Source organism: Stenotrophomonas sp. (assembly GCF_032056425.1).
Classification (GTDB): Bacteria; Pseudomonadota; Gammaproteobacteria; order Xanthomonadales; family Xanthomonadaceae; genus Stenotrophomonas.
Map to the genome: position 1 here is coordinate 1 of NZ_DAMBCN010000018.1, position 17,406 is coordinate 17,406.

The 17,406-nt window shown below is 67.8% G+C and carries 22 protein-coding genes; 16 read left to right on the plus strand and 6 right to left on the minus strand.

Translation table 11 applies throughout. From position 1 onward, the window contains the following. Positions 1-134: 134 nt before the first annotated feature. The 3 genes from hda to RTY46_RS12630 are packed head-to-tail and all read right to left on the minus strand — an operon-like array spanning position 135 to position 3,138. Positions 135-842, minus strand: a complete 708-nt coding sequence (hda, locus tag RTY46_RS12620; RefSeq protein WP_312708856.1) for a DnaA regulatory inactivator Hda — start codon at positions 840-842, stop codon at positions 135-137. After that, the gene (locus tag RTY46_RS12625; RefSeq protein WP_108761418.1) at positions 842-2,014 is read right to left on the minus strand and encodes an AI-2E family transporter; all 1,173 of its coding nucleotides are present in this window, start codon (positions 2,012-2,014) and stop codon (positions 842-844) included. The genes hda and RTY46_RS12625 overlap by 1 nt, the downstream gene beginning before the upstream one ends. Next, positions 2,011-3,138 (minus strand): DUF2066 domain-containing protein, encoded by a 1,128-nt coding sequence (locus RTY46_RS12630; protein ID WP_312708754.1) that lies wholly within the window; start codon positions 3,136-3,138, stop codon positions 2,011-2,013. Before RTY46_RS12630 ends, RTY46_RS12625 begins: the two co-directional genes overlap by 4 nt. A 112-nt stretch (positions 3,139-3,250) precedes the next feature. Between RTY46_RS12630 and purM the strand changes: the two genes are divergently transcribed. The 6 genes from purM (at position 3,251) to RTY46_RS12660 (ending at position 7,476) form a co-directional block, all read left to right on the plus strand. Next, on the plus strand, positions 3,251-4,309 hold the full coding sequence (gene purM, locus RTY46_RS12635; RefSeq protein WP_312708755.1) for a phosphoribosylformylglycinamidine cyclo-ligase: 1,059 nt from the start codon (positions 3,251-3,253) through the stop codon (positions 4,307-4,309). 20 nt (positions 4,310-4,329) lie between these two features. After that, positions 4,330-4,824: a hypothetical protein gene (locus RTY46_RS12640; protein ID WP_312708756.1), complete on the plus strand. Its 495-nt coding sequence runs from the start codon at positions 4,330-4,332 to the stop codon at positions 4,822-4,824. A 28-nt stretch (positions 4,825-4,852) separates the two neighbouring features. Beyond that, positions 4,853-5,269, plus strand: coding sequence for a hypothetical protein (locus RTY46_RS12645; protein ID WP_312708757.1), 417 nt, complete (start codon positions 4,853-4,855; stop codon positions 5,267-5,269). Further along, complete coding sequence (gene purN, locus RTY46_RS12650; protein WP_312708758.1) at positions 5,266-5,919, plus strand: phosphoribosylglycinamide formyltransferase; 654 nt, start codon at positions 5,266-5,268, stop codon at positions 5,917-5,919. The genes RTY46_RS12645 and purN overlap by 4 nt, the downstream gene beginning before the upstream one ends. Before the next feature lie 67 nt (positions 5,920-5,986). Then, the gene (locus RTY46_RS12655; RefSeq protein ID WP_312708759.1) at positions 5,987-6,790 is read left to right on the plus strand and encodes a DUF3108 domain-containing protein; all 804 of its coding nucleotides are present in this window, start codon (positions 5,987-5,989) and stop codon (positions 6,788-6,790) included. Between the two features lie 2 nt (positions 6,791-6,792). Continuing rightward, the gene (locus RTY46_RS12660) at positions 6,793-7,476 is read left to right on the plus strand and encodes a DUF3108 domain-containing protein (RefSeq protein WP_108748812.1); all 684 of its coding nucleotides are present in this window, start codon (positions 6,793-6,795) and stop codon (positions 7,474-7,476) included. An 85-nt stretch (positions 7,477-7,561) separates the two neighbouring features. Here the strand turns inward: RTY46_RS12660 and RTY46_RS12665 are convergent, their stop codons facing one another. From RTY46_RS12665 to RTY46_RS12675, 3 genes are read right to left on the minus strand one after another with little or no spacing between them, the layout of a single operon-like run. Then, entirely contained in the window at positions 7,562-7,879 is a 318-nt protein-coding gene (locus tag RTY46_RS12665) for an EF-hand domain-containing protein (RefSeq protein ID WP_312708760.1), read from the minus strand. Next, positions 7,876-9,150, minus strand: a complete 1,275-nt coding sequence (gene murA / locus RTY46_RS12670) for a UDP-N-acetylglucosamine 1-carboxyvinyltransferase (RefSeq protein ID WP_312708761.1) — start codon at positions 9,148-9,150, stop codon at positions 7,876-7,878. The genes RTY46_RS12665 and murA overlap by 4 nt, the downstream gene beginning before the upstream one ends. 21 nt (positions 9,151-9,171) lie before the next feature. After that, the gene (locus tag RTY46_RS12675; protein ID WP_108748809.1) at positions 9,172-9,402 is read right to left on the minus strand and encodes a BolA family protein; all 231 of its coding nucleotides are present in this window, start codon (positions 9,400-9,402) and stop codon (positions 9,172-9,174) included. A gap of 54 nt (positions 9,403-9,456) precedes the next feature. On the opposite strand from RTY46_RS12675, the gene RTY46_RS12680 reads away from it, so the two are divergent. From RTY46_RS12680 to rapZ, 10 genes are all read left to right on the plus strand, one after another. Continuing rightward, on the plus strand, positions 9,457-10,458 hold the full coding sequence (locus RTY46_RS12680) for a KpsF/GutQ family sugar-phosphate isomerase (RefSeq protein ID WP_312708762.1): 1,002 nt from the start codon (positions 9,457-9,459) through the stop codon (positions 10,456-10,458). A gap of 51 nt (positions 10,459-10,509) precedes the next feature. Then, positions 10,510-11,058, plus strand: coding sequence for an HAD hydrolase family protein (locus RTY46_RS12685; protein ID WP_108752380.1), 549 nt, complete (start codon positions 10,510-10,512; stop codon positions 11,056-11,058). Next, complete coding sequence (gene lptC, locus RTY46_RS12690) at positions 11,055-11,630, plus strand: LPS export ABC transporter periplasmic protein LptC (protein ID WP_312708764.1); 576 nt, start codon at positions 11,055-11,057, stop codon at positions 11,628-11,630. The genes RTY46_RS12685 and lptC overlap by 4 nt, the downstream gene beginning before the upstream one ends. Positions 11,631-11,735: 105 nt before the next feature. Further along, positions 11,736-12,260: a lipopolysaccharide transport periplasmic protein LptA gene (gene lptA / locus RTY46_RS12695; protein WP_312708766.1), complete on the plus strand. Its 525-nt coding sequence runs from the start codon at positions 11,736-11,738 to the stop codon at positions 12,258-12,260. Further along, on the plus strand, positions 12,260-12,979 hold the full coding sequence (gene lptB, locus RTY46_RS12700) for an LPS export ABC transporter ATP-binding protein (RefSeq protein ID WP_108748804.1): 720 nt from the start codon (positions 12,260-12,262) through the stop codon (positions 12,977-12,979). Before lptA ends, lptB begins: the two co-directional genes overlap by 1 nt. Before the next feature lie 39 nt (positions 12,980-13,018). Next, complete coding sequence (locus RTY46_RS12705; RefSeq protein WP_312708767.1) at positions 13,019-14,449, plus strand: RNA polymerase factor sigma-54; 1,431 nt, start codon at positions 13,019-13,021, stop codon at positions 14,447-14,449. A 58-nt stretch (positions 14,450-14,507) separates the two neighbouring features. After that, a complete protein-coding gene (raiA, locus tag RTY46_RS12710; RefSeq protein ID WP_312708768.1) occupies positions 14,508-14,825 on the plus strand; it encodes a ribosome-associated translation inhibitor RaiA in 318 nt (105 codons plus the stop codon). Positions 14,826-14,846: 21 nt separating this feature from the next. Then, positions 14,847-15,299: a PTS sugar transporter subunit IIA gene (locus RTY46_RS12715; RefSeq protein WP_108752376.1), complete on the plus strand. Its 453-nt coding sequence runs from the start codon at positions 14,847-14,849 to the stop codon at positions 15,297-15,299. Then, positions 15,296-16,246: an HPr(Ser) kinase/phosphatase gene (hprK, locus tag RTY46_RS12720; RefSeq protein ID WP_312708770.1), complete on the plus strand. Its 951-nt coding sequence runs from the start codon at positions 15,296-15,298 to the stop codon at positions 16,244-16,246. The genes RTY46_RS12715 and hprK overlap by 4 nt, the downstream gene beginning before the upstream one ends. Before the next feature lie 22 nt (positions 16,247-16,268). Further along, complete coding sequence (gene rapZ, locus RTY46_RS12725; RefSeq protein WP_312708772.1) at positions 16,269-17,153, plus strand: RNase adapter RapZ; 885 nt, start codon at positions 16,269-16,271, stop codon at positions 17,151-17,153. Positions 17,154-17,406 lie beyond the last annotated feature (253 nt).

Consider the following 17,406-nt stretch of genomic DNA (forward strand, 5'->3'; position numbering starts at 1 on the left):
ACGAGCCCCCATGGACGGGTTTACGGCGTGTCCTGCAAGCCCACACCGCCCCGCCTCCCCTCAGGAAGCCAGCTGTTGCACTTGATCTTCAGCGGGTGCAGGGCAGCAGTCCTGCAATAAAAAAAACCCCACCCTCAGTAACGCGGGCGGCCTTCTTCCAGCACCTGGCGCAGGAATGGCACCGTGATCCTGCGCTTGGCCGCCAGCGATTCGCGGTCCAGCCAGTCCAACAGGGTAATCAACCCACCCAGCTCGCGCCCGGTGTGCGACAGCAGCCACTCGATGGCCGCCTCATCAATGGCCAGCCCGCGCCGCAGCGCGCGCTCGCGCAACACCGCCGCGCGCCCCTCTTCGTCCAGCGGCTGCAGCAGCACGCGCACACACTGGCCCAGCCGCGAACGCAGGTCCGGCAGCAACAACCCCAGCTCGCCCGGCGCCGCCTGCGCGGTGTACAGCACCGTCGCCCCGGCCGCGCGCGCGCGGTTGTGGAAATCGAACAGCGCGACCTCGTCCTCGCGGTCGCCTGCTACCGCATCCAGCCCATCCAGCGCGATCAACTCGCGCTGTTCCAGCCCTTCCAGTGCCACCCGCACCCGGCCGACCACGCTGGCCAGCGGCACGTAGGTCGGCAGCCGGCCCGCCTGTTCGGCAGTCGAACACATGGCCAGCGCCTGGTGGGTCTTGCCGGTGCCCGCCGCGCCTTCCAGGTACACCCAATCATGGCTGGCGCCCAGCGCGATTGCGCGCAGCTGCGCCAGCGCGCCATCCGGCGCACCGATGAAGGTTTCCAGGCGCTGGTCCCGCGGGTAATGCAGGGCCAGCGGAAGTTGCGGCACACCAATCACCTGGGGTCCGGGCCGTTCTCGTAAGGGGTGACGATGATATGGGGCGCATCGACCACGCCATCAAGCACGATGGACGGCTTCTCGCCCGCGTACAGCTCGCTCTGGCGGTAGCGCTGGTGGGCATAGCGCAGCAGCACGTTGCTTACCGCCGCCACCGGCAGTGCCAGCAGCATACCCAGGAAGCCGAACAGCTGGCCGCCAGCCATCACCGCGAAGATCACCGCCACCGGGTGCAGGCCGATCTTGTCGCCGACGATGCGCGGGGTCAGCACGTAGCTTTCCAGCAGCTGGCCCACGGTGAACACCACGCCCACCAGCAGCAGCAGCTTCAGGTCGATGCCCTGCGCCTGCACCAGCGCGGCCACCACCGCCATCACGATGCCGGTGGTCGCGCCCAGGTAGGGAATGAAGCTGATCAGGCCCGCCACCAGGCCGATCAGCAGGCCCAGCTTCAGCCCGACCAGCGACAGGCCGGCGGCGTAGATCACGCCCAGCGCCACCATCACCAGGAACTGGCCGCGGATGAACGCACCCAGCACATCGTTGGATTCGCGGGCCAGGTTGCTGATGGTGCCGATGTGGTTGCGCGGAATGACCGAGGCAACGCGCTCGACCAGCTTGTCCCAGTCACGCAGGAAGTAGAACGCCAGGATCGGCAGCAGCGCCAGGTTCACCACCCAGGTCACCACGGTGAAACCCGAGCGCGAGACGTAGCCCATGAAGGTGGTGGCGAAGCCGCCGGCCTGCTGCCAATGGCTGCGCACCCACTCGATCAGCCGGTCCGGATCCATCCATTGCATCACTTCCAGGCCGGTCTTCTGCTCGAACCACGGAATGCCCTTCTGCATCAGCCACGCCTGCGCCTGCGGCACGGCCGCGACCAGGGTGGAGATCTGCCGCTCGATCATCGGCACCAGCACCAGCATCAGCCCGGTGATCAGCAGGACCATCGCCACGAACACCAGCACCACGCCGGTGTTGCGCGACAGGCCACGGGCCTCCAGTCGATCCACCAGTGGATCGCCCAGCCAGGCCAGCGCCAGGGCCAGCACGAACGGGGTCAGGATGGGCGCCAGCAGCCACACCACCCAACCCACCATCAGGGCCACGGCCACATATTTCAGCCGCCGCAGGAACTGCGCGATTTCCGCTTCCGGGCTCAGGATCATCGCAGGCGGTACTCGTTGCTGACCGGCGGTGCGACCGGCGCGCCGGTGCTGTCATCCAGCGGCGTGGGCAGCGCCGGCAGAGTGGCCGAAGGCACCAGCACGCCGTTCTCGCCCAGCATGCGGTTGAAGCCGGCCAGCCCGGTGGTCATGTCCAGGTTCAGTTCCAGGTGGTCGGCGGTCGCGCGCAGCGGGGTGACGTTGCGCACCACCGGCACCTCGCGCAGGCCCGCGGCCAGGCGCAGGTAGTCGTCGGTGCTGTTGATGCCGGTCACCACCACGCGGTAGCTGCCGGCCTGGCCGGTAGCCGCACCCGCCTTGGCGTAGCGCTTCACCAGCGCGTCGGCGGCGCCGTCGGCACCGGCGGCCATCGCGCGCATGGCGTTGGCATCCTTGCTGGTCCACTTGTTCAGTTCGCGGCCGTTGTCCACGAACACCCAGTCGGCCTGCCAGCCACCGTTGGCGCGGTACAGCTTGCCGATCAGCTGCATGGGCGGGGCGTAGCGTGCCGAAGCGCGGGCCACGGCAGCACTGTCCTGGCGCCAGATGGCCCCTACCAGTGCCTGCTCCGCGGCGCCACCGCTGGGCAGGCCCAGCTTGTAGCCACGCTCGATGGCGCGGTTCAGCAACGGGCGGGCGGCATTGGCCTGCTGCACACTCACCAGGCGCGGGCCACTGCCATCGTCCACCGCCATCCAGACCACCGGCTTGGGCCGCGGCTGCGGCCACAGCGGCAGGCCCAGGGCCGACACCAGCGCGTCCACATCGTCCTCGCGGAAGCGCGCGACCAGCAGGGTGCGGTAGCTGGGGGCGCCGCTGGCGCCGACGCTCTGGTCCTGCTTGTAGTCGTAACTGGCCACATAGTCCTTGGCGTTGCGCAGCGCCTGCGCCACACCCGGCCGGCTCATCGCGCTGCGGTCGCCGGACAGCTTGCCCAGCACCACGCCCAGGGCACGGGCCAGACCGCCATTGCGGTCGCCCTCGGCCTGGCTGTTGACCGGGACTTCGGCTTCATAGGCACCGCTGGCGGTAGCGACATCGCCTTCGGTTCGCAGGCCGCTCTGGGCCATCGTGGCCACCGGCAGGCTCAGGGCCAGAAGCAGGGGGAGAAACAGGCTGCGGCGCATCAGGACATCCATTGGCTCGACGTATCCGGGGGGAATTGTTGCCCGAATACGGCCTGTGCGCCAATCCGGCCTGTTAAAATCGCCCGTTCAACCCCTGCCAGCGCCGACGCCCGTGACCAACACCCCGTCTTCCGCCCCTTCCCCCCTCACCTACCGTGATGCGGGTGTCGACATCGACGCCGGCAACGAGCTGGTCGAGCGGATCAAGCCCCTGGTCAAGCGCAGCTTCCGTCCGGAAGTGATGGGCGGCCTGGGCGGCTTCGGCGCCCTGTTCGACCTGTCCAACAAGTACCGCGAGCCGGTGCTGGTGTCGGGTACCGACGGCGTGGGCACCAAGCTGAAGCTGGCCCACCAGCTGAACCGCCACGATACGATCGGCATCGATCTGGTGGCCATGTGCGTGAACGACGTGCTGGTGCAGGGCGCCGAACCGCTGTTCTTCCTGGATTACTTCGCCACCGGCAAGCTGGACATCGACACCGCCGCGGCGGTGGTGGGCGGCATTGCCAACGGCTGCACCGAGGCCGGCTGCGCCCTGATCGGCGGCGAGACCGCTGAAATGCCCGACATGTACGCCCCGGGCGAATATGACCTGGCCGGTTTCACCGTGGCTGCGGTGGAAAAGAGCGAACTGAAGGATGGCGCCAGCGTGGCTGCCGGCGACGTGCTGATCGGCATCGCCTCGTCCGGCCCGCACTCCAACGGCTATTCACTGGTGCGCCGCATCTATGACCGCGCCGGCCAGCCGGCCGACCTGGTGCTGGAAGACGGCGTGAAGCTGGTCGATGCGCTGATGGCGCCGACCCGCCTGTATGTGAAGCCGATCCTGTCGCTGCTGAAGTCGCACGGCGAGGCCATCCACGGCATGGCCCACATCACCGGTGGCGGCCTGACCGAGAACATCATCCGCGTGGTGCCCGAAGGCCTGGGTCTGGATATCCAGGCCTCGTCCTGGACCCTGCCGCCGGTGTTCCAGTGGCTGCAGAAGGAAGGCGCGGTGGTGGACAGCGAAATGTGGCGCACCTTCAACTGCGGCGTCGGCTTCGTGCTGATCGTGGCCCCCGACCAGGTCGAGGCGGTGTCGGCCGCCGTGCAGGCGCAGGGCCTGCAGCACTGGACCATCGGCCAGGTCACCCCCGCTGCCGGCGCTGAACGCGTCCGCATCGGCTGATCCGGCACGCAGGAGCCCGCATGGACGCACTGCCCCCTTCCGCCCACGACCTGCCGCCGCCGGCGCCCGTTCCCGCCGCGCCGGTGCTCACCCCTGAAGACAGCAACCACCTGCGCTTGCTGTCGATCTTCCATTACGTGGTGGCAGGGCTGGCGGCGGTGTTCGCACTCATCTTCGTGTTCCACATCGTGATGGGCGTGATGATGCTCAACGGCACCCTGCCGATGACCTCCAACGGCCAGCCTACGTCCCCGCATGAAGCGCGCTTCATGGGCTGGATGTTCATCGTCATGGGCGGCGGCATCGTGTCCTGCGGCCTGGCGCTGGCGGCATGCATCGCCTGGGCCGGGCGCTGCCTGCAGCAGCGCCGCCGCTATCTGCTGTGCCTGGTGGTGGCCGGCGTGTCCTGCCTGTTCACCCCGTTCGGCACGGTGCTGGGCGTGTTCACCCTGATCGTGCTGCTGCGGCCGCAGGTGAAGGCCGCCTTCGAAGCCAACGCCCCCGCCCGCCGCTGAGACCTCCATGGCTGCCGTACCGCCCCCGTTGAACGCTCCCCGTGGTTGGACCGAGATCCAGATCAACGGCCACCTGCATACGCTGAAAATCCTGTTCTACGTTTACGGCGGCGTACAGGTGCTGCTGAGCCTGCTGCTCCTGCTGGGCGCGCTGGGCGGTTACGTCAGCGAAAGCCGCAGCACGGACCCGAATGCCTCGCCGGTGCTGCTGGCGGTGATTTTCACGGGTTTCGCCGTCGTCATCGGTGCGTTCGCCGTCCTCAGCCTGCTCGCCGCCCGCGCCCTCGGCCAGCGGCAACGGCGCACCCTGTGTCTGGTGGCCTCCGGCGCGGCCTGCCTGGGCGGCGCGCTGGGCATCGGCCTGGGTGTGTACGCGCTGGTGGTGCTGCTGCGCGCCGATGTGGCCGCACGTTTTGCCGCCCCCGGTAGCGCCGTCATCGCATGACCGCGCGCATTGCCGTACTTGCCTCGGGCCGGGGCAGCAACCTGCAGGCCATCCTCCACGCCATCGCCGCGGGCCGGCTCGATGCACAGGTCGTGGCAGTGCTGTCGGACAAGCCCGACGCCGCCGCACTGCTGAACGTGCCGCCCGCGCAGCGCTGGGCGCGCTCCCCCAAGGACTTCGCCGACCGCGCCACCTTCGATGCCGCACTGGGCGATGCCCTGGCCGCGTTCGCACCGGACTGGATTGTCTGCGCCGGCTACATGCGCATCCTCGGCGCCGATTTCGTCCAGCGCTTCAGTGGCCGGCTGGTCAACATCCATCCCTCGCTGCTGCCGCTGTACAAGGGCCTGCACACCCACGCCCGCGCGCTGGAAGCGGGCGATGCCGAAGCCGGGGCCAGCGTGCACTTCGTGGTGCCCGAACTGGACGCCGGTGCCGTGCTGGCCCAGGCACGGGTGCCGGTACTGGCCGGCGATGACGCGCAGGCCTTGGCCACGCGGGTGCTGGCGGTGGAGCACCCCCTGCTGATCGCGACCCTGCAGCTGCTCTGCCAGGGGCGCCTGGCTGAACGGGAGGGCCGGCCGCAGTTCGACGGTCACCCTCTGTTTAAGCCCTTGGCCCTAGATTCCGCCGGGAACCTGAACCGGTAACGCCCGTGCACACGCCCTGCTGACTACGGGGCTGGCATCCTGCCCCCTCCTGCGGTTCCTGCCCGCCATGAAGACCACGCCGTTGTTGCGCAAATTCCTGCTGCTGCCGATTGCTGTGCTCGCCTGCGCGGCCTGGGGTCAGGCCACGCCCCCCGACGCGCCCGCCGCCGTACCGGCCGCACCGGCCGTGCCGATGCCCCCGGCACTGGCTTGGGAACCGCCGCCGCTGCAACCGTTCAGCGCCACCTACCAGGCCTTCTACAAGGGCAAGGAGGCCGGTGATGCGACCATGCAGGTCACCCACACCGGCGGCACCCAGTGGCGCGTGGACATGCAGGTGGTCGGCCGCCGTGGCTTCGCCAGCGTGCTGGGCCTGAACATCGAACAGAGCACCGTGTTCGAGGAACGCGGCGGCGCCTATGCACCGCTCAGCCAGAGCACGGTGCGCAAGGGCCTGTTCCTGGGCAAGAAGGCGGTGGGCACCTACAACTGGCAGGCCGGTACCGCGCAGTGGAGCGGCGATGTAAAGAAGGACCGCGCCCAGCCCATTCCGCTGCAGGCCGGTGACCAGAGCGCCCTGCTGATCAACCTGGCGATCATGCGCGACGCCCGCCCGGGCGCCACCATGCACTACCGCTACGTCGACATGGGCCGGGTACGCCAGCATGACTACCAGGCTGCGGCCGAGACCGAAAACGTGGCGGTGGGCGACCTGTCGTACAACGCGCTGCGGGTGTTCCGCACCAACGGCGGCAGCAACGAAACCATTCTCTGGATCGCCAACGGTGTCCCCACGCCGGTGCGCATCCTGCAACGCGAAGACGGCGAGGACCGCGTGGACCTGCGCCTGATCGAATACCAAGGAGTATGAGCATGAAGACCCTGACCCGTCCCCTGACCTGGATCGCCGCCGCCGCGCTGTCGGTAGCCAGCCTGCCGGCCATGGCGTTGCAGCCGTTCAAGGCGGACTACCTGGCCAGCTACATGGGCATGCAGGCCAACGGCACCATGACCCTGGCCAGCGAAGGTGCCAACAAGTGGCGATACAGCCTGAACGTGAAGAACCAGCTGGCCGACCTGAGCCAGAGCACGGTGTTCGAGGAAGTGCGCGGGCAGCTGCGCCCGCTCAGCAGCCAGGACCGTTCGGCGCTGCTGGTGAAGAAGCGCAACGTGCAGGCCAACTACAACTGGAGCAGCAACCAGGCCACCTGGACCGGCGATATCAAGCCTGACCGCGCCGGGCCGATTGCCCTGAAGGCCGGTGACATGGATGCGCTGCTGATCAACCTGGCCATCGCCCGTGATCTGGCCGCCGGCAAGCCGCTGACCTACCGCATGGTGGACGAAGGCCGCATCAAGAACATGACCTACAAGATCGTGGGCAAGGAAGCGGTGACCGTGGGTGGCAAGAGCTACCAGGCCACCAAGGTCTCGCGCGTGGACGGCAACAAGGAACTGATCGCCTGGATCGTGCCGGAATTCCCGGTGCCGGCGCGCATGCTGCAGAAGGAAAGTGGCCGCGACGCGCTGGACCTGACCATCAAGGCGATGAATTGACCGCCGGGGTCGGATCCCTTCCCAGCGGGAAGGGCTCCGACCCCTGGTCCCACACAGAAAAACGCCCGCTTTCGCGGGCGTTCTCTTATTTCTTCTCCTCGGCCGCAGCCGGCTTGAACTCGGTTCGGCAGTCCACGCGGATCTGCTCACCGCTGCTGCGCCAGACGAATGTGCGGCAGTGCCGGTTGCCGTCCTGGCTGTCATTCACGGCCACCGCGTAGAACGACTGGATGATCTCGTCACGGCTGACCGTGCCGTCACCGTTCCAGTCCATGTCCTTCTGCTCGATACCCTTGGTGATGGCAAGGTTGGCGTACCAGGCATAGCCCAGCCACGCCAGCGCCAGCAGCACCAGCGCCAGCAGCGCCTTGCGGCGGCGGGTGAATTTCCCGCGCAGGATCATGCGGTCACGCGCCGGATGGTGGCGCCCAGCGAAGACAGCTTCTCTTCGATGTTCTCGTAGCCGCGGTCCAGGTGGTAGATGCGATCGATGGTGGTATCGCCATCAGCCATCAGGCCGGCCAGGATCAGCGAGGCCGACGCACGCAGGTCGGTGGCCATCACCGGTGCACCGCTCAGGCGTTCGGCACCGCGCACGATGGCGGTGTGGCCTTCGATCTGGATGTCCGCGCCCAGGCGCAGCAGTTCGTTGACGTGCATGAAACGGTTCTCGAAGATCGTTTCATTGATCACGCCCACGCCGTCGGCCACGCAGTTCAATGCCATGAACTGGGCCTGCATGTCGGTCGGGAACGCCGGGTACGGCGCGGTGGTCAGGTTCACCGCCTTCGGCCGCTTGCCCTGCATGTCCAGGGTGATCGAATCGTCGGTGGTCTCGATCGTCGCACCGGCTTCCACCAGCTTGGACAGCACCGCATCCATGGTGTTCGGGCGCGCACGGTTCACCGTGACCTTGCCACCGGTCATCGCCGCGGCCACCAGGAAGGTGCCGGTTTCGATGCGGTCGGGCAGCACTTCGTGGCGGCCACCGGACAGGCGCTCGACGCCTTCGATCACCAGGCGGGCGGTGCCCACGCCTTCGATCTTCGCGCCCAGGGCGATCAGGCAGTGCGCCAGATCGGTTACTTCGGGCTCCATCGCGGCGTTGTCCAGGATGGTGGTGCCTTCGGCCAGCACGGCCGCCATCAGCACGTTCTCGGTGCCGGTCACGCTGACCATGTCGAAGGTGAAGTGGCCACCCTTCAGGCGCTTGGCGGTGGCCTTGATGAAGCCGTTTTCCACCACGATGTCCGCACCCAGCGCCTGCAGGCCCTTGATGTGCTGGTCCACCGGGCGCGAACCGATCGCGCAGCCACCCGGCAGCGACACTTCGGCGGCGCCGAAGCGGGCCAGCAGCGGGCCCAGCACCAGGATCGAGGCGCGCATGGTCTTGACCAGCTCATACGGTGCCACGTGCTGGTTCACCGAACGCGGGTCGACCACGATCGCGCTGCCGCGCGACAGCGTGCCCTGGTCGATGGTGACCTTGGCGCCCAGCTCGCCCAGCAGCTTCACCGTGGTGACCACATCGTGCAGGTGCGGCACGTTGGTGATCTCCACCGGCTCATCGGCCAGCAGGGTTGCACAGAGGATGGGGAGGACGGCGTTCTTGGCGCCGGAGATGCTCACTTCACCGTGCAGCGCAGCGCCGCCGGTCACAACGATCTTGGCCATGTATTGGGAATCTTCTGCGGTTCAGCCGGCTTCGGCCGGGGTCACGGTTTTCAGTGCCAGCGCGTGGATCGCGCCGCCCATCAGGTCGCCCAGGGTGGCATAGACCATCCGGTGGCGGGCCAGCGGCATCTTGCCGGCAAAGGCCTCGCTGACCACGGTCGCTTCGAAGTGCACGCCGTCGTCGCCACGCACATCGGCGCGGGCGCCGGGCAGGCCGGTTTCGATCAGGTTGCGGATGGTGTCGGCGTCCAACGGGCTTTCCTAATAAAATGAACCCTCATTCTACTTCCGCTGCGTGGCGTCCGCATGGCCGAGTCCCTCCTGCCCCCCCGTTCCGTCGATCCCGCTGCCCTGGTGGCCAGTGGCCAGCGCGTGTTCGAGATCGAACAGCAGGCCCTGCAGGCCGTGGCCGGGCGCCTGGGCGAGGCCTTCCAGCAGGCCTGCCAGACCATCCTGGGCAGCCGCGGGCGCGTGGTCGCCACCGGCATGGGCAAGTCCGGGCATATCGCCCGCAAGATCGCCGCCACCCTGGCCTCGACCGGCACCCCGGCCTTCTACGTGCACCCCGGTGAAGCCGGCCATGGCGACCTGGGCATGATCACCGAGGACGATGTGGTGCTGGCCCTGTCCTATTCAGGCGAATCCGACGAGATTCTGATGCTGCTGCCGGTGCTCAAGCGCCAGGGCAACACCCTGATCGCCATGACCGGCCGCGCCCAGTCCAGCCTGGCCAGCGCCGCCGACATCCACCTGGATGTGAGCGTGCCGGCCGAAGCCTGTCCGCTGGCCCTGGCCCCCACCTCCAGCACCACCGCCTCACTGGTGATGGGCGATGCACTGGCCGTGGCCCTGCTGGACGCGCGCGGCTTCACCGCCGATGACTTCGCCCGTTCGCACCCGGCCGGCAGCCTGGGCCGCCGCCTGCTGCTGCACATCACCGATGTGATGCACAGCGGCGAGGACCTGCCCAAGGTGGACGCCGGCGCCAGCCTGAGCGAAGCCCTGATGGAGATGAGTCGCAAGCGGCTGGGGATGACCGCCGTGGTCGATGCCCAGGGCGTGCTGATCGGCCTGTTCACCGACGGCGACCTGCGCCGTGCGCTGGACAGCGCGCTGGACGTGCGCACCGCCCGCATCGCCGACATCATGACCCGCAGCCCGCGCACCATCGGTGCCGACCAGCTGGCCGTGGAAGCGGCCCGGTTGATGGAAACCCACAAGATCAACGGCCTGATCGTGGTCGATGCGCAGGGCCGGGCCGTCGGCGCGCTGAACATTCATGACCTGTTGCGGGCCCGGGTGGTTTAACCAATAGTCCGTAGACCCCATTCAGATACCAACACCGAGTCCGACACCCTGATGCCCTGGTCCCCCCTGCCCGCCTTCCCTGCCCATCTGCTTGCCACCGCGGCCCGCATCCGCCTGGCCTGCTTCGACGTGGACGGTACCCTCACCGACGGTCGGCTGTACTACGACAAGGACGGCAACGAGAGCAAGGCGTACTTCGTGCAGGATGGTCTGGGCCTGAAACTGCTGCAGCAGCACGGTATCCACCCCGTGCTCATCACCGCGCGCAACAGCCAGTCCGCGCTCAAGCGCGGCGCCGACCTGGGCATCGACACCCAGATCGCGGTCGGCGACAAGCTGGCCAGCGTGCAGGCGCTGTGCGCCCAGCACGGCATCGGCCTGGACCAGGTCGCCTTCATGGGCGACGACCTGCCCGACCTGGCCCCGATCGGCGCGGTCGGCCTGGCCGTGGCGCCGGCCAATGCGCATCCGTGGATCGCCGAACGCGCCCACTGGCAGACCCGCAGCGAGGGCGGCCGTGGCGCCGCCCGCGAGCTGTGCGATGTGCTGCTGGCCGCACAGGGTCACGTGGACGCCGTGCTGGCAAGGTTCGGCGCATGAACACCGCGCGTGTGAACTGGCGCACCGTACTGGGTGCCGGCCTGCTGCTGGCGGCCCTGCTGAGCAGCTGGGCGGCCCTGCGCAACCGCGACAAGGGCCCGGTCAGCGAAGGCCAGGACGCGGGCGTGGATTACATCCTGCACGATTTCCAGATCGTGGCCCTGGACGACCAGGGCAAGGAATCGACCACCCTGCGCGCGCCCCTGCTGGAACGCCAGCGCGGCGACCAGACCATCAACATCGCCACCCCGCTGTTTGAAATGCCCGATGCCGAAGGCCGGCACTGGACCCTGCGCGCGAAGACCGGCTGGCTCAGCGCCAAAGGCGATGAGATGAAGCTGCGCGGCGACGTGGCCGGCGACAGCCCGGTCGCCCCCGGCGTGGTGCCCACCACCTTCCGCACCGACCACCTGGACGTGTTCCCGAAAGAGAACCGCGCCCGCACCGACGCGCGGGTGACCATGACCCGCCCGGGCATGGAGCAGTCCGGCGTCGGGTTTGAAGTGGATTCGAAGAACAACACGTATCATTTCCTCAGCCAGTCCAAGGGCCGTTACACGCCCAAGCGCTGATTCCGCCGCCGGCCCGCGACGTCTTCCCGACAGGCGCAGCGCCAGCAGCACCCACCCGGCCGCCCGGTTTCATCCAGGCGCCTCCCACCGGTAGAACGGACCCCGATGAAGATTCCCTTTGCAGCCGTGCTCGCGCTTGGTCTTCTTGTCCCCAGCGCCGCCTTCGCCAAATCCAGCGACCGCAACGAAGACATGCACATCGATGCCGGTGCGCAGTCCGGTTCGCTCACCGGCGACGGCAAGACCACCCTGTCGCAGGGGGTGGTGATCACCCAGGGCACGCTGGACCTGCGCTCGGCCCAGGCCGAGATCTACATGAAGGACGGCGAAGCGGTACGCGCCGTGTTCACCGGCAAGCAGGCCAAGATGAAGCAGCAGCTGGACGATGGCACCTGGGTCGATGCCGTGGCCGACAACATCGACTACGACGTCAAGAGCGATACCGTCACCCTGACCGGCAACTACAAGGTCACCAGCGCGCGCGGCACCAATGCCGGCCAGCGCATGGTCTACAACATGAAGAGCGGCGAGATGAATTCCGGTGGCGACGGCAGCCGTGTGCGCACGGTCATTCCGCCCAAGAACAAGACGCCGGCCGCGCCGGCCCAGCCGGCCGGGAGCAAGAAGTAATGCTCGTCGCCAAGGGCCTGCGCAAGCGCTACAAGCAGCGCGAAGTGGTCAAGGATTTCGGCTTGACCCTGGACGCCGGTGAAGTGGTCGGCCTGCTCGGCCCCAACGGTGCCGGCAAGACCACCTGCTTCTACATGATCGTGGGCCTGGTCGCGGCCGATGCCGGCAGCATCGTACTGGACGGCCAGGACATCACCGACGACCCCATGTACACCCGCGCCAAGCAGGGCGTGGGCTACCTGCCGCAGGAACCGTCGGTGTTCCGCAAGCTGACCGTGGCCGACAACCTGCGCCTGGTGCTGGAACTGCGCGACGACCTGGATTCGGCCGGCCGCGAGCGCGAGCTGAACAGCCTGCTGGACGAACTGCAGCTGGGCCACGTTTCCGAACAGCTGGGCGCCAGCCTGTCCGGTGGCGAGCGCCGCCGCTGCGAGATCGCCCGTGCACTGGCCGCCAAGCCGCGCCTGATCCTGCTGGACGAACCGTTCGCCGGTGTCGACCCGATCTCGGTCGGTGAAATCCAGCGCATCGTCACCCACCTGAAACAGCGTGGCATCGGCGTGCTCATCACCGACCACAATGTGCGCGAAACCTTGGGAATCTGCGACCGCGCGTATATCCTCGCAGAGGGCACCGTGCTGGCCCAGGGCTCGCCCGAGGCGATCCTGGACAACGCAGACGTGCGTCGCGTCTACCTTGGAGATTCCTTCAAGCTGTAAGGCGGCCGCCGGGCCCACTCCCCTCCGTTCGGCACAGGCATGAAGACTCGGCTGCAGACATCGTTGGGACAGCACCTGGTGCTGACACCGCAGCTGCAGCAGGCGATCAAGCTGCTGCAGATGTCCAGCACCGAGCTGGAACTGGAAATCGCCCAGGCCGTGGAAAGCAACCCGCTGCTGGACTGGGCCGAGGGCGATGATGCCGCAGCAGCAGGCGAGCACGACGGCGGCGCCGACAACGAAGCGCCGCCTGCCGCTGACGCCACCGATGGCAACGGCGATGACTGGGCTCCGGCCGAACTGGACTGGAGCAGCGGCGGCAGCAGCGGCAGCTTCGACGACGACGAAGACACCGGCAGCGCGGCCGAACGCGTGGCCGAAACCGAGACCCTGGCCGACCACCTGTTGTGGCAGTTGCATCTGTCGCACCTGTCGATGCGCGACCGCAGCATCGGCGCAGCCCTGATCGATGCGCTGGAGGACGACGGCTACCTGCGTGAATCGCTGGACACCATCGCCGAAACACTGCTGCCGGCCATCCACGCCGGCGAAGATGAAATCCTGACCGTGCTGCACCAGATCCAGCGCTTCGATCCGGTGGGCGTGGCCGCACGCACGCTGGGCGAATGCCTGCAGCTGCAGCTTGCAGTACTGCCAGCCGACACGCCGGGCCAGGCGCTGGCGCGACAGATCGCCGCCGGGCCGCTGGAACGGCTGCCGCGCAGCGGCGTGTCCGGCATCGCCCAGGAACTGAAGCAGCCGTTGGCCGAGGTCGAAACCGCGGTGGCCCTGCTACGCTCGCTGGACCCGCGCCCAGGCACGCAGATCGCCCCGCTTTCGCAGGACACCTACGTGGTGCCCGACGTGGTGGTGTGGCGGCAGGGCGGCGTCTGGCGCGCCGCGCTGGCCGCCCACGCCGGTCCCAAGGTGATGATCCATCGCGGCTACGAACAGATGATCCGCCGCTGCGGCGATGCCGATGCCGGTTACCTGCGCAGCCAGCTGCAGGAAGCCCGTTGGCTGTTGAAGGGCCTGCAGGCACGCGGCGAAACCCTGCTGCGCGTGGTGCGCTGCCTGATCCAGCAACAGGCGGGTTTCCTCGAATTCGGCGAACAGGCGCTGCGCCCGCTGACCCTGCGCGAGATCGCCGGGGAACTGGGCCTGCACGAATCCACGGTGTCGCGCGCGATCGCCCGCAAGCACGTGCGCACGCCGCGCGGCACCCTGCCCCTGCGTGCGTTCTTCGCTTCCGGCATCGATACCGACGGCGGTGGTGAGGCGTCCAGCACGGCCATCCAGGCGATGATCCGCCGCCTGATCGATGACGAGAACCCGCGCAAGCCGCTTTCTGACGCCAAGCTGGCTGACCTGTTGAAGACGTCGGGAATTCCGGTAGCGCGACGCACCGTGGCGAAGTATCGTGAGGCCATGAACATCTCCGCCTCGCACGAAAGGGTCAGAATCGCTTGACGCGCCGCCGCGCCCGGCGGAGAGGTTCATTGGCTCATCCGAACACAGGAGAAACCCGATGCGCATCGAAACGTTTGGCAAAGATGTCGAAGTCACCCCGGCCCTGCAGTCCTATGTGGAGGACAAGCTGGCCCGGATCGGCAAGCACTTCGACCAGCACTGCGAAGCGCGGGTAACCCTCAAGCTGCAGAAGACCGAACACCACGTCGACGCCAGCCTCAACATTCCCGGCCAGACCCTGCATGCCGAGGCCAGCGGCCAGACCATGTATGCCGCCATCGACCTGCTGGCGGACAAGCTTGACCGCCTGGTGATCAAGCACAAGGAGAAAAAACAGCAGCACGCACCGCTGCCGGTGGGCGACAATGGCGGCTGATCGCCACCGTTCCCCGCAGACATGCCCCTGACTGACCTCCTGGCGGCCGTGCAGACCCAGCTCTGCACGGCCACCGACCGCGACAGCGTCCTGCAGACCGCCGCCGGCCTGCTGGCCTGCCGCCAGGCCAATGCCGAGCAGATCTACCAGAACCTGTGCCAGCGCGAAGCGTTGGGCAGTACCTGCATCGGCGAGGGCATCGCCATTCCGCACGGGCGCGCCCCTGCGCTGGACCGGCCCCGTGGTGCCCTGCTGCGGCTGGCCACCCCCATCGATTTCGGCGGCGACGCGCCGGTGGATCTGGTGTTCGCCATGGCCGTGCCCGCCCACTACACGCACCAGCATCTGATGCTGCTGTCCGAGCTGGCCGAACTGTTCTCCTCACCGGCCATCCGCCAGGCACTGCGCGAGGCCGGCGATGCCCGTAGCCTGCGCCTGGCCCTGGACCTTCCCCCTTCGGCGAGCGCCGCATGAACACCAGCATCACCGCCCGTGAACTGTTCGACCAGCAGCGCGAGCGCCTGGGGCTGCGCTGGGTCGCCGGCCAGTCCGGCGAGAAGCGCGAACTGGAAGCCGGCAACACGGTGTCCCGGCGCCCCTCGCTGGCGGGCTATCTCAATGCGATCTACCCGAACAAGGTGCAGATCCTGGGCTCGGAAGAACTGTCCTGGCTGGACGCACTGGAATCGCGGCAGCGCTGGGAAACGATCGAAAAGATCATGCATTCGCACCCGCTGGCGCTGGTCATCACCCGCAACCAGCCGTGCCCGGAAGACCTGCGCGCGGCGGCCGACGAATCGGGCACCCCGTTGTGGGTATCGCCCAAGCGCGGCCACGAACTGCTGAACCACCTGTCCTACCACCTGGCACGCACGCTGGCACCGCGGGTGATCCTGCACGGCGTGTTCATGGAAATCTATTCGATCGGCGTGCTGATCACCGGCGAAGCCGGTTCGGGCAAGAGCGAACTGGCACTGGAACTGCTCAGCCGCGGCCACCGGCTGGTGGCCGACGATGCCCCCGAATTCACCCAGATCGCCCCGGACGTGCTCGATGGCACCTGCCCGGAACTGCTGCAGGATCTGCTGGAAGTGCGCGGCCTGGGCGTGCTGAACGTGCGCGAGATGTTTGGTGATACGGCGGTAAAGAAGAACAAGTACCTTCGCCTGATCGTGCACCTGACCAAACCGATGACCGAGCCCACGCCCCATGGCTACGAGCGCCTGACCGGCGATTCCGGCACCCGCCATGTGCTGGACCTGGACGTGCCGCTGATCACCCTGCCGGTGATGCCCGGCCGCAACCTGTCGGTGCTGACCGAGGCGGCCACCCGGCTGCACATTCTACGTACCAAGGGTATCGACCCGGCGGCGATGTTCATTGCCCGCCACAGCAACCTGCTGGAACGGCGAACACCCTGAGCCCACTGCAAAGAGCCTGTCCATGAGCACCGCCACCCCCACCGCCCCGACCCTGATCATCGTCAGCGGCCTGTCCGGCTCGGGTAAATCCGTCGCCCTGAAGACCTTCGAGGACCAGGACTACTACTGTTCGGACAACCTGCCGATCCGGCTGCTGCCGGATTTCGTGCGCAGCGTGCTGGACAACCACGACGGCGCCGCGCCGCGGCGGTTGGCGGTCGGCATCGACGTGCGCGGCCAGAGCGACCTGAGCCAGCTTTCGGACTGGCGCCAGCAGGCCACCGACGCCGGCGTGCAGGTGAAGGTGCTGTTCTTCGAGGCCAGCGATGAAACCATGCTCAAGCGCTATGCCGACACGCGCCGCCGGCATCCGCTCAGCCAGCTGGGCCTGTCGCTGCCCGAAGCGATCGCCCGCGAGCGCGAACTGGTGGCACCGTTGCGCCATGAAGCCGATGCCGTGGTCGATACCAGCGCCCTGAACGTGCACCAGCTGCGCCGCCGCATCATCACCGAATTCGCGCTGGGCCATGCCACGCGCCTGTCGCTGCTGTTCGAATCGTTCGCCTACAAGCGCGGCGTGCCAGCCGAGGCCGACTTCGTGTTCGATGCCCGGGTGCTGCCCAACCCGCACTGGGACCCGGAACTGCGCGCGCTGAGTGGCCGTGAGCCGGGCGTGCGCGACTACCTGGAAGCGCAGCCGGACGTGCAGCGCTACCTGACCCAGCTGATGGACTTCCTGGACACCTGGCTGCCGAAGCTGGGCGACGGCACGCGCAGCTACGTGACCGTGGCCTTCGGCTGTACCGGTGGCAAGCATCGTTCGGTCTACCTGGCCGAACGCATGGCCCGGCACGCCCGCGAAATGGGCTGGGACGACGTGGCCACCTACCACCGCGAACAGGATTGAGCGCAGCCGGGCCGCGCCCGGCACCCTGTAGCGTCGAGCCATGCTCGACTGATGCAACGTCAAAAGCCGGCATTCGGTGGCATGGCGGGGCGGTGTGGGTCTGCAGGACACGCCGTAAACCCGTCCATGGGGGCTCGTAGGCGCCATCCATGGCGCCTGCGGTCCTGCAGACCCACACCACCCCGCCTCTGACAGATTCCGTGTGCTGTTGGTACGTGTCGACCTTGGTCGACACGATGGGGTCGGATCCCTT

What these genes read in the sequence shown, in the direction of transcription:
- RTY46_RS12655 (WP_312708759.1), top strand. Translation starts at nt 5,987, where the DNA reads ATGAAGACCACGCCGTTGTTGCGCAAATTCCTGCTGCTGCCGATTGCT.
- raiA (WP_312708768.1), top strand. Translation starts at nt 14,508, where the DNA reads ATGCGCATCGAAACGTTTGGCAAAGATGTCGAAGTCACCCCGGCCCTG.
- lptC (WP_312708764.1), top strand. Translation starts at nt 11,055, where the DNA reads ATGAACACCGCGCGTGTGAACTGGCGCACCGTACTGGGTGCCGGCCTG.
- murA (WP_312708761.1), bottom strand. Translation starts at nt 9,150, where the DNA reads ATGGCCAAGATCGTTGTGACCGGCGGCGCTGCGCTGCACGGTGAAGTG.
- hprK (WP_312708770.1), top strand. Translation starts at nt 15,296, where the DNA reads ATGAACACCAGCATCACCGCCCGTGAACTGTTCGACCAGCAGCGCGAG.
- purN (WP_312708758.1), top strand. Translation starts at nt 5,266, where the DNA reads ATGACCGCGCGCATTGCCGTACTTGCCTCGGGCCGGGGCAGCAACCTG.
- lptB (WP_108748804.1), top strand. Translation starts at nt 12,260, where the DNA reads ATGCTCGTCGCCAAGGGCCTGCGCAAGCGCTACAAGCAGCGCGAAGTG.
- RTY46_RS12705 (WP_312708767.1), top strand. Translation starts at nt 13,019, where the DNA reads ATGAAGACTCGGCTGCAGACATCGTTGGGACAGCACCTGGTGCTGACA.
- RTY46_RS12640 (WP_312708756.1), top strand. Translation starts at nt 4,330, where the DNA reads ATGGACGCACTGCCCCCTTCCGCCCACGACCTGCCGCCGCCGGCGCCC.
- RTY46_RS12715 (WP_108752376.1), top strand. Translation starts at nt 14,847, where the DNA reads ATGCCCCTGACTGACCTCCTGGCGGCCGTGCAGACCCAGCTCTGCACG.
- RTY46_RS12685 (WP_108752380.1), top strand. Translation starts at nt 10,510, where the DNA reads ATGCCCTGGTCCCCCCTGCCCGCCTTCCCTGCCCATCTGCTTGCCACC.
- RTY46_RS12680 (WP_312708762.1), top strand. Translation starts at nt 9,457, where the DNA reads ATGGCCGAGTCCCTCCTGCCCCCCCGTTCCGTCGATCCCGCTGCCCTG.
- rapZ (WP_312708772.1), top strand. Translation starts at nt 16,269, where the DNA reads ATGAGCACCGCCACCCCCACCGCCCCGACCCTGATCATCGTCAGCGGC.
- RTY46_RS12625 (WP_108761418.1), bottom strand. Translation starts at nt 2,014, where the DNA reads ATGATCCTGAGCCCGGAAGCGGAAATCGCGCAGTTCCTGCGGCGGCTG.
- RTY46_RS12660 (WP_108748812.1), top strand. Translation starts at nt 6,793, where the DNA reads ATGAAGACCCTGACCCGTCCCCTGACCTGGATCGCCGCCGCCGCGCTG.
- RTY46_RS12630 (WP_312708754.1), bottom strand. Translation starts at nt 3,138, where the DNA reads ATGCGCCGCAGCCTGTTTCTCCCCCTGCTTCTGGCCCTGAGCCTGCCG.
- lptA (WP_312708766.1), top strand. Translation starts at nt 11,736, where the DNA reads ATGAAGATTCCCTTTGCAGCCGTGCTCGCGCTTGGTCTTCTTGTCCCC.
- RTY46_RS12665 (WP_312708760.1), bottom strand. Translation starts at nt 7,879, where the DNA reads ATGATCCTGCGCGGGAAATTCACCCGCCGCCGCAAGGCGCTGCTGGCG.